Source organism: Pseudobdellovibrio exovorus JSS (genome assembly GCF_000348725.1).
Taxonomy (GTDB): domain Bacteria; phylum Bdellovibrionota; class Bdellovibrionia; order Bdellovibrionales; family Bdellovibrionaceae; genus Pseudobdellovibrio; species Pseudobdellovibrio exovorus.
Genome location: NC_020813.1, coordinates 112,710 through 125,432 on the forward strand (window position 1 = coordinate 112,710; position 12,723 = coordinate 125,432).

Consider the following 12,723-nt stretch of genomic DNA (forward strand, 5'->3'; position numbering starts at 1 on the left):
GTCTGTCTAGAAATTTGACAGTGGAAAGGCGCCAGTTAACCTAAGGTGACATCCAAGATCATCATCAGCACGAATCCAAACATCAAGCCCTGCGTGGCCAGATGGGCATGGGGCTTTCGATGGCTTTCGGGAATGATTTCGTTGCTGACCACATAGATCATGGCTCCGCCCGCAAAGGCTAAAGACCACGGAAGCAGTGTCTGTACCATGCTCGTAGCAAAGAAACCAATAACAGCAGCAGCAGCTTCCACAAGCCCTGTGACAAAAGCCACGAACATAGCCTGCCAGCGGGAATAGCCAATGCCCACTAAGGCAAAAGCCACGATGAAGCCTTCTGGGATATCTTGTAGCCCGATGCCGAATAAAATCGGTGCCGCCAAAGAAATTTCGTGGCTTCCAGTCCCACTGCCAACAGCTAATCCTTCGGGGAAGTTATGAAGTGTAATAGCAAAAACGAAAAGCCAAATACGCTTTAACTGATGACTCGAAACTTTTCCCTCTGGGCCAGAAACAAAGTGTTCATGGGGAATAAAGCGATTACATAAATCCAAGAAAATACCGCCAACCAAAAAGCAAATACCAACATAGATGGCAGCAGAAGATTTACTGCCAAGAGTTTCTGTTCCTAACGTCAGCGCGGGAATAATTAATGAAAATGAAGAGGCGGCTAACATGATGCCAGCACTGAAACCCATTAAGCTGTCACGAACTTTATCTGAAGCGCGATGAAGGAAAATAACAGGCAAGGCACCGATACCAGTACTGAGTGCAGTAACAAGACATCCAATAAGTAGAAGTGACCAATCCATAAGCTTATGTTAAGAGGTATTCTTACAGAGTGTAAGTCCGCAACTCTAGGGTCACGGATTCTAGACGTTTGTCCGCGCAAAGATTCTTTTGTTAAGAAGTGATAAAGACAAAAGAATCACCAGTAAAACAAATAAGAATTTTTGTGTTTCCTGAAATCCCATGTTCTCTAAATAAAGTGGTAGAAGTAAGGCTCCTAAAACTGTACCCCAAGCATCGAGACTCCATACGAAGAGTAAGAGGTCTTTCGATATCTTCTGTGACTGAGCTAAGTACAAAGGAAAGAACGCACCATAGGACATGCAGGCCAATGCAAAACTTAAAAGTAAAAAAGGAAACGAGAAATACTGGAAGCCCAATAAAAAGACTATGCAGAAAAAAGCTGTGGATAAAATAACTTTAAAAAACGAAAGATGGCGAATGATATAAGTCCCGATCCAAGCACCTAAAAATCCACCACACACACCGACCAAAAGGGATAGTGTGGGATTATCAATAAAAAGCAGAAGTCGGAATAAAATTAAAGATTGTAGACCAGCACCCAGAAGACCGCACAAGATCGCCACAACACCGATATTGAGGCGTGAAATAAAAGAGGACTGCTTTCGAGATTTGAATACAAAAAACAAAAAGGTCAAAGCAGTAAATAATAAACCTAGAATCAGAACTGTGGACGTGTTGCTAAAGAATTGTTTTTGTCCAAAAGAATAAAGCGCATTCTTCCAGAATTGAGTTTCTAATAATGAAAGAGGGGCTGCGCCATTATAAACAAAGGGGCGGTCGTCAGTGAAAATATCAAAATAGTTCCCACCGGCCTGACGAAGTGAGAGCATATTTTCTTCGTAGTTTGCAGAAGACACCAGATCACGCAGATCATCCACCTGACTTTCAAACGGAGACAAAATCACTTCATGCGACATAAGATTCGCCGCCTTTAAACGTGAAACCTCATCCTCTGTGATAGGTCCATTTTTCCAAACTAAAATCAGATCATCCCAAGAGCGTTTCCAGTCACCCACATAGTTCTGATAAGGGCCTAACAATAAAACAGAAGGTGCCAGAGGGGAAAGATGTCCTTTTGCTTCAAGCTCCTTCATCGTCAGTAGAATATTGACCTTAGAGCCTCCGGCAATAATCAAAAAGCCTTCTGGTTTAACTTTTTTGAGAGCCTGTTCAATCGCCTCTGACGTAAAAGCAAACTGAGTGGTGTGGGCAATACTTCCTGCATAATGGGCCACTGTGGCGCCGGACCATGAAAACAAAAGGATATCAAAAGCATCAGGATAGCCATCTAATTGGTTTTCTAAAAAGTGGCGTGCTTCCATGCGGCGAAGATCAATATGATCTTGCTCTAGAAACTGTTTGGAATTGCCGTAGCGGTCAAGTTGCGCCTGCTTGATGATCTTACTGTTGATTTCGATTCCAAGCAGCTGAGCTTTACCCTTGTAGGCCACATCTAAATCACGCAAGTCACGTCCCGCACCTGCAAAAAGAACGGCAGCCGTGTCAGCTTGGGGTTTCAAGGCCACAGTGGCTTTTCCTAATGTGGTGATAGGGAATGGCAAAGGAATATTGGGAATTCCCGCTAGACCTGTTCCATCCCCGATGGAAATTATAGAGTAGTTTTTTCGCACGGGGTCTTCGACATCAAATGTTTGGACCTTAGCAAAAGTGGTCCAATCTTCGTGGATAAGATCCACTTTCGATTTCATTTGATAGTCGCGAACAATCAGATGGATATTTCTTTGCGGTGTCACCCACGCCGGCTTTAAAAACAAGATTCCAAGAGTCAGCGCATAACAGATACTTACCGTGACTAGAAAGACTTTCCGCCGAAAAAGCCCTAATAGAGCGATAAAGATCAAGGTGAAAATAAAAAGCAGCGTAGATCTAAATCCCAAGCTTTCTAAAATAAGAACACTTAATAGTGTTCCACTTAAAGCACCAACAACCTCTTGACGATAAACTTTTACAACATCCGTCGTCTTGGACAGGACAGACATTAGAAAGAATGAATAAAAGAAAAAAGGTAAAAGCAAAAAGAAAACGACAGCAGTTCGAATGCGTTCAAAAATCTGCTGTTCAAATAAAAACTTAAGATAGGGGTTTTCGTTAGAAGCCGACAGATTGGCGATAAAAGTCTGATCGAAGTGGAGCTGTGTTTGCACCAAGGCTAGAAACAAAAATAAAACCGAAAAGAACACTAAAACAGCGGAAGAGCCAAATGGAATACGCAGAGAGGTTTTTTGAAAGAGCAAAAAAAGGCTGGTGCAAAGTGCAAAACCTAAAAGCGGAGCCAAAAACACACTTTGAAGTTGCGCGCCTAATAGAAGACTTGAAACCACTGGGGAAATAAAAACCAGAAGTGCAAAGATAGCAGCACTTAAAAAGTAAATTGGCCAAGAATCACGATTAGTAAACAGGCTGCGCATTTTTCCCTAACGTAATATTTATTTTTGAATGGGGTTTGGAAGAGGAATAAACTCATGATCATCCCCAACGATAGGGGTGAAACGAGGATTTCCATTCTGTGGTCCGTTAGCCCACGCGAGCTTAGCTTCTTCGATACGCTCTTTAGAACTAGAAACAAAGTTCCAAAAAATATGGCGTGGTCCTAAATGTTTTCCACCTAGAATCATAATGTGTGAGTCTTCAAGAGCAGTAACAGTAAAGTCTTTTAAGTCCACACTTGTCAGCATAGAGTACTGTGGAACTTCTAGATCATCCACTTGCACTTTTCCGGCAACTGTATACACAGCTGCCTCACGTGCTTCGACAGGAAACGGGAACGACTGACCTTTCATTATTGGAACTTCTAGATAGAACATATCTGAATGCACCAGCACAGGGCTTTTCTTCCCTAAAGCCGTTCCTAAAAGAAGTTTCATGCGAACGCCGTTTGTTTCAAACTCGGGTAAATCTGTTTTCGGATAGTGAATGAAGCTGGGCTCGCACTCTTCCAGCTCTTCTGGCATGGCCACCCAAAGCTGAATGCCATGCAGGTGGGTGTCATGTTGACGCTCATTGGCCGGAGTTCTTTCTGAGTGAACAATTCCTTTTCCCGCCGTCATCCAATTAATAGCTCCAGGTTCGATGATCTGATCAGAGCCTAAACTGTCACGATGCTGAATAGAGCCTTCAAACAGATAAGTTACTGTTGCTAAGTTGATATGTGGGTGAGGGCGAACATCCATGGCTTGTCCGTCATGAAATTCTGCCGGTCCCATGTGGTCGAAAAAAATAAAAGGTCCGACCATGCGTCTGGCCGCATAAGGAAGAACGCGGCGAACACTGAGGTCACCAAGATCTGTTTCGCGGCTAGGAATAAAAAGTCGATCGCTGCTCATGTGGACTCCCTATAAATCAAGTTAAGGCCGAGTTGATTTGAATCTGACTGTGCAATAGGCGATGAATCGGACACTTATTGGCAATCACGAAAAGTTGTTGTCGTTGTTCGTCAGTTAAATCACCTTCAAAAGAAATATCCCGTTGAATAACAGTAGATTCTTTCGTTTCAGAAGTAATTGTAATCTTCACGTGAGTTGAAACCAGTGGCCACTGTTTACGATTAGCGTACATTTGCACTGTGATAATAGTACAAGCCGCTAGAGCACCTTCTAACATCTCGTGGGGATCTGGTCCCTCGTCTTTTCCGCCAGAGGCTTCTTTGACTCCAGATAAAAACTGGTGCGTCGCGGTTTGAATAAGGGCGGCTAAATCATGGGCTCTTTTTGCTGCAATCATAAACACCTCAAACAATAAATAGTATTAACGAGCTTAATATAAAATCATCTGCTGTGCACCAGATGATGGTCGCGATGTTCGATAGGGTGTGTCGATTTAGAATATCTTGCATTTCCCGCAATTTATTATTCTGATTAGGAATATCAAATAGGTGGTATGCATGAAGCATTTCATAGTGATAGGGACACTGTTACTAGCTACAGCTCAAGGATGGTGCTGGGGGGCCTTAGGCCATAAAACGTCTGCGCAAATTGCGTGGCAATTTATGGATCGCGACACTCGCGCCAAAGTTAATGAAATTCTAAACGGAGGAAGCATCGCAGACGCAGCGGTGTGGGCTGATGCCGCCCGTGGAAATTCCGAATGGAAGTTCACGATCTGGTATCACTTTGAAAAAGCTCCAGACAATTACACTTACTTACAAAATCTAGACAGACAAGATGAGGCCACTCGTCGTGTTGGTGGTTTAATCGAAGCTCTATATGTAGCTGAAGACACCATGAAAGATCCGTTTGCCAGCAAGATAGATAAAGAGAACGCACTAAAATTTGCCATCCACTTTGTCGGAGACATCCACCAACCTTTACACACGGGTCGTGTTGAAGATAATGGTGGGAATAAAGTGCGTCTAAGATGGTTGGATTTTGATACCTCATTACACAGTGTTTGGGATTCGCAGATTATCTATTTAGCACACCGAGATCTTTTTGCTCATAGTGCAGATTCACTTTTGCCACAACAAGATCAAGCGACAGTCTACGCTGAATACTTAATGAAAAAGTTTAAAGACTATAGACCACCAGTAAGTGCTTTCACTCGTTATGATGATTGGATGCACGAGTCGATGGTTCCCCGTGTTGATGCTTACACCTACAAAGATGACTCTGAACAGGCCTATACAGATCGCTTTTCTGATATCGTCGATCAAAGAATTTATCTTGCGGGTTTACGTATAGCGCACGTGGCTCGCCGATTGGTGAATCAAGAAAAAACCACTCAGCCGTTAGAGACTCTACGTCGTGGGATCATTCGTATTGTGGGTGACTTTACAGAATTCGTCTCGTTAAAACCACGACATTAAAAGACACTAAAATTGTCACTGAAAATTTAATTTCAAAAATTAAAACAGCGCAATAAAACTAAGATTGCGCAGTTTTGTTTTTTGATCGCGTCGATAAGAAAAATAATTCGGATTGGCTTTCGTATCATCATCAGAAAACCAGACATCAGAACTTTTTCCTACGACATGATCTATTTGTGACTTCACGATCAAATTCAAATCAATAAAGTACTTATCTGACTTTTGATAAAAGTAACTATTAGGCTCTAGCCCACGATGAGCCTGTGATAACAAATTAAAAGCATCGGTTCCGGCTTCAAAGCTATCTTGTTGTATGTGGGGCCCAACCCAAATCAGAAAATCTTTTTGATCGCTTCCCGTGCGGATCAGCTGAGCTAAGGTTTTTTCAGCGATGCGATTTTCGACCCCGCGCCAGCCGGCGTGAACTGCGGCCACGCGGTGAGTTTGCCTACAGTAAATCATAATGGGTAAACAGTCGGCCGTTAAAATTAAAAGGCTCTGATTCTTTTGTGCAGTGAAGTGGGCATCAGCTTCCGGCAGGTTTTCAAAAGCAAGAGTTAAACTATCGGGAACACTGTCTATGACAATATCTGAGTGTGTTTGGCGAATACGTCGAAACGACAACTGGGGAAATTCACTTTGTAGCTTGGCCAGATCAGCATTTTTATTTCCGAAAAAAACCAGATAGTCGTCATTTTGAAATCCGCAACCAAAGTCACCAAAAGTTTTTATAGAGTTAGACCATGAGTTTTTTGCCGGAGTCATGGTTTTTCAAAGCCCCATTGAACCAACAGAGTGCGGTCTGCCTCTGGCCAAGGGATCTTAAAGAGTAAATCCTCTTTGGTGATGGGATGAGTAAATCCCAGCTCGGCAGCATGTAAAAAGAAGCGGTTAAGTCCCAGCTCTTTCATGCGCTTCGCGGAAAAGCCATAAGTGGTGTCACCCACCAGAGGATGACCTTGTTCGCTCATGTGCACGCGGATTTGGTGGGTGCGTCCTGTTTCTAATTGCAGACGAACGTAGCTCATATTCGAGTGTTGTGAAATCTTTGAAAAATGAGTTACGGCCCATTTGGCATGCGGCAGAACTAAGTCTGCATCTGTGATAACGCGGTTATTTTCTTTCACTGAAGAGAATCGTTTTCTATCAACGGGGTGTCGCCCCAGATACGACTTGATCGTGCCCTGTGTTTTGGGAAGCTGCCCTTGCAAAACAGCGTAGTACACACGATGAGTGGTTTTATTTTTAAACTGCTGAGCTAAAGCCTCATGGGCCACATCATTTTTGGCGACAACAAGTAAGCCACTTGTTTCTTTATCAATACGATGAACAATTCCTGGTCGAATTTCATTCTTCATTGAAAGATCAGTGGTGTGATGCAGAAGTGCGTTTACTAATGTGTCCTGCTGATGTCCTGCCGCCGGATGCACCACAAGGCCGCTGGGTTTGTTCACAACTAAAACGTGCTCATCTTCAAACACAATATCGAGCTTTAAATTGTAGGGTTTTAGTTCTGTACTTTGTAATTCAGGAAAGTGAATTTCAACAACCTGTCCTTCGCTTAAAGCAAAAGAGGGTTTTACCACTTTGCCATTAACTAGAACGCGATTATCTTCGATAAGATGTTTTGCATAGTTTCTGGAAGAGACATCTTCAAGTGAAGAAAGAAATTTATCTAGGCGAGAACCGGCATCGTCAGCAGAAACTGTCAGAGAGAAAACAGAATTAGTTTTCAATCTTCTTTCTGAAGTGGCGCATGTAAGACTCGGCTACAAGTTTATCTTTTAAGCCAAGAGCTTTCGCCAATTGTACGACATAGCCGCGAACAAAAACCGCTACTGGAAGATTTGCCGGATCCATATCTTCGATAGCAGCAATATACCAAGGGTTGATCTTTGTGATATCAGTTAATTCATCGAAAGAAAGCTTACGATATTCACGAACAGCTTTTAAATCTTGGCCTGTCCATTCTTTCTTGTCGGCAAGTAAAGCTTCGTAAGCAGGATCAATAACAGGAGCATCTGGATGAACAGGCGCTGCTACTGGTTTTTCTACAGCTTTTTGCACAGAAGCAGCCGCAACGGGTGCCACTGTTTCCACAGCTGGAGTCATTTCAACATTTGATGTCGTGCTTTCAGGCTCTGCTGTCATGCTGACAACCGGAGGAGTCACACGTTGAAATAAAGAATCGCTCGCAGATTTAATCGACTCTGCGCTGAGATCTACTTTTTGATAAGTGCTAGCTAATACACGGCGCTCGTAAATATTGCGATAGGTGTTGTTGCTGAGAACTTCGTAAGCTTCTTCAATAAGAGTACGCAATTGAGTCGCTTCTTCTGGAGTAAAAACTGAAGACAGAGCTTTGTTTTCAGCAGAGTAAGTTTTCTTTGCTTTTTGATAAGCTACTAGAATTTCTTGTTGCGTTGCGCTTTCCGAAATTCCAAGAAGCTCGTAGTAATTGCACTGAGTATTATTCTCTGTATTGCGCTCTGTTTCCATCAGCCCTAATTTTAAAAGAGCTTCTTTGGTAGAATCAACTTAATACTTAAGTATTGCTCAATTTAATGGCTGATACTTTATTCCTTTCAAGTTTTCTTCTGCCTCTGAGGATCTGAGGTATAAGGGAAGCAACTCTCCCCATGAAATAGATTTTTGTTTTGTCGCCAGCAAGCCTAAGGTCTGGGCATGGGGCTCGTCTGGTATTTGAGGATGACGTAAGAGTTTCGCCTTTAAATCATCAGAGAAAAACTTTTCGTAAGCGGCATAGCCATCGCCACAAACCCAAGAGTTTTCTGTGACATAACTTCCAAGGTTTTGAACACGCACTACTTCTGGTGCTTTCACTTCAACAAGTTGTCCATCTTTTTGCTGATAGGTAGCCACATAAACCATATTTTTGTAGGCGTTAATCATGCTGACGACTGTTGACGTGGTTGCTGCGCCCGCACTTAAAATGTGATGAGCTTGCTCGGCGAGTGTTTGCAAAGAGCTGATACCGACAACTGGTTTTTGAAAACAGTAAGCAAAACTTTTAATGGTGTTTAAGCAAATACGAATTCCCGTAAAACTTCCGGGTCCGATACCCGTGGCAAATAGATCCACATCCTGCAGAGTTTTTCCCGCTTTTTTCAAAGCTTCTGCTGTGAAAGTATTTAAAATATCCGAGTGGGAACCCTGTCGCATGGATTCAACACTGGCAAGCACGCGGCCGTCTTCGATGACGGCCACACTGCCTAACAGCGTACTGGTTTCACATGCCAGAATAATCATGATTTAAAGAGGAATTTTACGATGTCATTGAACTGCGCCAGAATCATCAACGCTAACAATAACACTAAGCCCACTTGCTGAGCCATCTCGATTTTCTTCAGACTTAACGGAGAGCCTTTAATCAATTCAATTGTGTAAAAAACTAAGTGTCCACCATCTAAAACCGGAATTGGCAAAAGATTTAAGATGAATAAGCTGACAGAAAGAATACCCATCGTCATCAGGAACGCTTGCGCTCCGATTTCAAAAGAATCTTTCGCTACTTTACCGATCGTCACCATACCACCGACATTTTTTACAGAGACTTCACCTTGGAAAAGACGCACAAAGGACATCACCGTCATAACCGATACGTCCACTGTGCGCTGAAATCCTTTAGCCACTGAATGAAAAATCGAAGCCGAATGCACGACTGTCATTTCCGGTTCAGTGAATACCAGATACGGAGTAATCCCCACAGTAAAGCGTTTGTCGATGCCACCGAATGCTGTGTTGAGCTCGGTGATTTGCGGAGTAATTTTCTTAATCATTTCAGCGCCATCACGTTGAATCACAAAAGTCATTGCGTCCGTTCCATTAAACGAACGAATGGTATTCGAGATATCATCCCATTTTGTGATAGGAACTTGGTTGATCGAAATCACTTTATCGAATTTCTGTAAGCCCGCTTTGTCTGCCGGAGAATCTTTCACTACCATGTCCAGATAAAGCTCTGTGTTGTCGAAACCAAAACCCTGAACGGATTTAGCTTTCTTCAAAGTTTTTAAAGGAACAACAATCGACATCTCGGTATTTTGAACTTTGCCATCAATCTCTGCTGACGGGCGATTCAAAGTGACATTCAAATCCGTAGCGGCAGAATCAAAAGAAGCCACTAAGTTCACCCAACGAGGCACCGTCGTACCATTCACAGCAGTGATTTGGTCGCCACTGCGGAATCCCAGCTCATAAGCCGGAGTTCCCGTCATCACCGCAACAGCCGCACTACGTGCGTAAGGCAATAGGCCTTCGATTTGTCCAATACGTGAACTCATTGAAAAGATATTGGGATTATTAGCTGAGGCCACATTGACGTTAACAGCTCTTTCGACACCCTCAGGATTTTTTACCACAACTTCAACAGTCGCATTTTGATTTTCATTCAATTGCTTTTGGAAGTCCTCATAGCTCGCAATAGAGTTTGATCCGACTTTCAGAATACGATCGCCAGCTTGGAATCCCGCTGTAGCGGCAATGGAACCTGCGGCGACATCTTCAATCACCGGAGCCTTGGTTTGTTCACCCATTTGAGCGATCAATGCAAAAACAAACGCCGCAAAGAAGAAGTTCATCAGCGGACCCGCTGCGACGATGGCGATACGTTGCCATGGATTTTTGTAAGAGTAGGCGACCTTGCGATCTTCTTCGGTTTTAATCTCTTGGCTGCCTTGTTCGCCAAACATTTTGACGTAACCACCAAGCGGAATTAATGAAATACAATAAGTGGTGTCTCCACGTCTGAAGCTGAAGATTTTTTTACCAAATCCTAACGAGAAAACTTCAACACGAACGCCACACATGCGAGCGACCGCAAAGTGACCTAATTCGTGAACGAAGATGAGGATCCCCAAAAGGATGATAAAAGGTAAAATGTTCGTATATAAAAACCCTAGGATTGAAGCTAAATACATCATGTCTTCTAGTCTATATAAGTGGGGTGGCGGCGTCCACAAAACGGGGCCACAGGGGTGAATTCACGACGAGGCTTAGGTCTGTGCCCGTGGCATTTGACTCACTATGAGATTCTTGCTGCAATAGGGGAATGAAAAATATCGTACTTATTTGTTTAATGATGTCGATTGGGCTTCCTGCTCTAGCGGGCACTTTAGAGTGTGGCTTTGGCATGATGGGTGTTGTGATGTTGAACTCTAAAACTCAAGTGACACCCGAACAAAAAATCGGGGCCTACAGTTGGGCCGCTTTTCAAGGAGCGCCGGAACGCCAAATTCCAAATTTAGTTTTTCCCCCAGCCGCAGGTGAGCTTTATAAATTTCAATTAGATGAAGGCTTCGGCGAGCAAAATATCGTGATCACCGTTTCCACCACTCAAGACGCCAATGGCGGATTCAAATCCATCGTCGTGAACCCACAGACTCCATACGCCAATAAAATGTCAGGAATTTGTTATCTAGATTAGTAGATTAGATTGGATCCATTAGAGGTAATTAAAACTTTATAAGAACCAGGGCAAGACCACACAGAGCAGTATTAAAGCGATAACTCAATGCGTCCGTAAACAGGGCCTGGCACCTAAAAATAAGTCGCGGCAAAGTAAAAGACCGGAGCCGCGAACAGAACGCCATCAAGACGATCTAAAACTCCACCATGACCGGGCATGATCGAGCCTGAATCTTTTACGCCCGAAACGCGTTTAATTAATGATTCAAAGAAATCACCAACTTGGCCGAAGAATCCGCCGAAAAGACCACACAGAGCCATCACATAAACAGGTGTCGTCGGAATCAACCAGTGAAAAGCCACACCGACAAAAATGGAAAACAGCAAACCACCAATAGAGCCTTCAACGCTTTTCTTCGGCGAAAGATCCGGAGCAATTTTATTGCGTCCCATCGTCATACCGAACAGATAAGCTCCAATATCCCCAGCGAAAACCACAGACAAGAGGCAAATAAACCATGTCACACCATACTCTGTCTGAGTCGTCCACACGACAGTGGCTGGTAAATAACAGATGTAGATCATGCCCAGCGAGTTGCGTGTCGCAAAAGTCAGAATCTGCTCAAGATCTTTGAACTGTTTATGTAAGAAGATACCGAAGCTGGCAATCAGAACAAAACTGAAAGTAAATGCAAAGTTAGCCGCAGACTTCAATTGATCTTGGGTGATGATCAGAAATACAGAAGTGACCATGGCTACAAAAAGGCGTTTCACAAATTTAGGATAGCGATCGGCAAACAACATTCGCGCCATTTCAAAAGCACCACGCGCAACCACAAAAAGGGCTAATACATAGATTCCGTGTTCGCGTCCGAAATAAACAGTTGGAATAAAGATAGCTAAGGCAATAACCGCCGAAAGAACTCTAAACGAAAGATTCGTCATTTTTAGGAAGAACCTTTCCAAAACGTCTTTCGCGTCCCAAGTAGTGAGTGATGGCCGCATTGAAATCTTCAGCCTTAAAGTCAGGCCAAAGCGTCGGAGTAAAATAAAGCTCGCTGTATGAAGCTTGCCATAACAAGAAGTTAGAAAGGCGCGCCTCACCACTTGTGCGGATAACTAAATCCGGATCTGGTGTGCCAGCTGTCATCAAGGAATCAGCAATACTGGTTTCGTTGATTTGTTCTACTGACATTTCACCAGATTGAACTTTGCGAGCTAATTTTTGCGCGGCTAAAACAAGTTCTTGGCGCGAGCCGTAGCTCAACGCAAAGGACACGTGTAAGCCCGTATTATTCTTCGTCATTTCTTTGGTGCGATTAATAGAAGATTGGATATGAGACGGCAATTTGCTGGTATCGCCAATAACATCAAAGCGGATATTTTTCTTATGAAGATTTTCCGATTCTTTTTTTAGGTAGCGATCAAGTAGGACCATCAATAGAGCCACTTCCGTCTGTGGTCTTAGCCAGTTTTCAGAACTGAATGCATAAAGAGTTAAATTCTTAAGACCTAAATCAGAAGCATGTGTGATGATTTGCTTCGCGACACGTACGCCTTTAATGTGTCCAAAAGTACGGGGTTTGTCTCGCAATTGAGCCCAGCGCCCGTTTCCGTCCATTATAATGGCTATATGTTGAAGTTTCATCAGCATCTTAATGTCT

General features: G+C 43.3%; 13 protein-coding genes. 2 read left to right on the plus strand and 11 right to left on the minus strand.

Annotated elements, in window-relative coordinates; all coding sequences use genetic code 11:
* Positions 1 to 35: 35 nt before the first annotated feature.
* From A11Q_RS00590 to A11Q_RS00605, 4 genes are read right to left on the minus strand one after another with little or no spacing between them, the layout of a single operon-like run.
* On the minus strand, positions 36 to 809 hold the full coding sequence (locus tag A11Q_RS00590; protein ID WP_015468830.1) for a ZIP family metal transporter: 774 nt from the start codon (positions 807 to 809) through the stop codon (positions 36 to 38).
* A gap of 60 nt (positions 810 to 869) precedes the next feature.
* A complete protein-coding gene (locus A11Q_RS00595; RefSeq protein WP_015468831.1) occupies positions 870 to 3,239 on the minus strand; it encodes a spermidine synthase family protein in 2,370 nt (789 codons plus the stop codon).
* A gap of 18 nt (positions 3,240 to 3,257) precedes the next feature.
* Complete coding sequence (locus A11Q_RS00600; RefSeq protein WP_015468832.1) at positions 3,258 to 4,154, minus strand: pirin family protein; 897 nt, start codon at positions 4,152 to 4,154, stop codon at positions 3,258 to 3,260.
* Positions 4,155 to 4,170: 16 nt separating this feature from the next.
* Positions 4,171 to 4,551 (minus strand): OsmC family protein, encoded by a 381-nt coding sequence (locus A11Q_RS00605; protein ID WP_015468833.1) that lies wholly within the window; start codon positions 4,549 to 4,551, stop codon positions 4,171 to 4,173.
* A 160-nt stretch (positions 4,552 to 4,711) separates the two neighbouring features.
* Between A11Q_RS00605 and A11Q_RS00610 the strand changes: the two genes are divergently transcribed.
* Positions 4,712 to 5,632 carry a S1/P1 nuclease gene (locus tag A11Q_RS00610; protein WP_015468834.1) on the plus strand — a complete coding sequence of 307 codons (921 nt, stop codon included), beginning with the start codon at positions 4,712 to 4,714 and terminating at the stop codon, positions 5,630 to 5,632.
* Between the two features lie 39 nt (positions 5,633 to 5,671).
* Here the strand turns inward: A11Q_RS00610 and A11Q_RS13220 are convergent, their stop codons facing one another.
* Genes A11Q_RS13220 through rseP form a run of 5 tightly spaced genes read right to left on the minus strand, consistent with a single transcriptional unit; the run spans position 5,672 to position 10,575 of the window.
* Positions 5,672 to 6,397: a purine nucleoside phosphorylase YfiH/LACC1 family protein gene (locus tag A11Q_RS13220; protein WP_015468835.1), complete on the minus strand. Its 726-nt coding sequence runs from the start codon at positions 6,395 to 6,397 to the stop codon at positions 5,672 to 5,674.
* A complete protein-coding gene (locus tag A11Q_RS00620; RefSeq protein ID WP_015468836.1) occupies positions 6,394 to 7,368 on the minus strand; it encodes an RluA family pseudouridine synthase in 975 nt (324 codons plus the stop codon). Before A11Q_RS00620 ends, A11Q_RS13220 begins: the two co-directional genes overlap by 4 nt.
* On the minus strand, positions 7,358 to 8,131 hold the full coding sequence (locus tag A11Q_RS00625; protein ID WP_015468837.1) for a helix-turn-helix domain-containing protein: 774 nt from the start codon (positions 8,129 to 8,131) through the stop codon (positions 7,358 to 7,360). Before A11Q_RS00625 ends, A11Q_RS00620 begins: the two co-directional genes overlap by 11 nt.
* A 57-nt stretch (positions 8,132 to 8,188) precedes the next feature.
* Positions 8,189 to 8,902 carry a tRNA (adenosine(37)-N6)-threonylcarbamoyltransferase complex dimerization subunit type 1 TsaB gene (tsaB, locus tag A11Q_RS00630; RefSeq protein ID WP_015468838.1) on the minus strand — a complete coding sequence of 238 codons (714 nt, stop codon included), beginning with the start codon at positions 8,900 to 8,902 and terminating at the stop codon, positions 8,189 to 8,191.
* Positions 8,899 to 10,575 carry an RIP metalloprotease RseP gene (gene rseP, locus A11Q_RS00635; protein ID WP_083860454.1) on the minus strand — a complete coding sequence of 559 codons (1,677 nt, stop codon included), beginning with the start codon at positions 10,573 to 10,575 and terminating at the stop codon, positions 8,899 to 8,901. Before rseP ends, tsaB begins: the two co-directional genes overlap by 4 nt.
* A gap of 128 nt (positions 10,576 to 10,703) precedes the next feature.
* Here rseP and A11Q_RS00640 point away from each other — a divergent pair, with 128 nt between their 5' ends.
* Entirely contained in the window at positions 10,704 to 11,078 is a 375-nt protein-coding gene (locus A11Q_RS00640; RefSeq protein WP_015468840.1) for a hypothetical protein, read from the plus strand.
* 113 nt (positions 11,079 to 11,191) lie between these two features.
* Here the strand turns inward: A11Q_RS00640 and A11Q_RS00645 are convergent, their stop codons facing one another.
* Positions 11,192 to 12,004, minus strand: coding sequence for a phosphatidate cytidylyltransferase (locus tag A11Q_RS00645; protein ID WP_015468841.1), 813 nt, complete (start codon positions 12,002 to 12,004; stop codon positions 11,192 to 11,194).
* Positions 11,985 to 12,713, minus strand: coding sequence for an isoprenyl transferase (locus A11Q_RS00650; protein WP_015468842.1), 729 nt, complete (start codon positions 12,711 to 12,713; stop codon positions 11,985 to 11,987). The genes A11Q_RS00645 and A11Q_RS00650 overlap by 20 nt, the downstream gene beginning before the upstream one ends.
* Positions 12,714 to 12,723 lie beyond the last annotated feature (10 nt).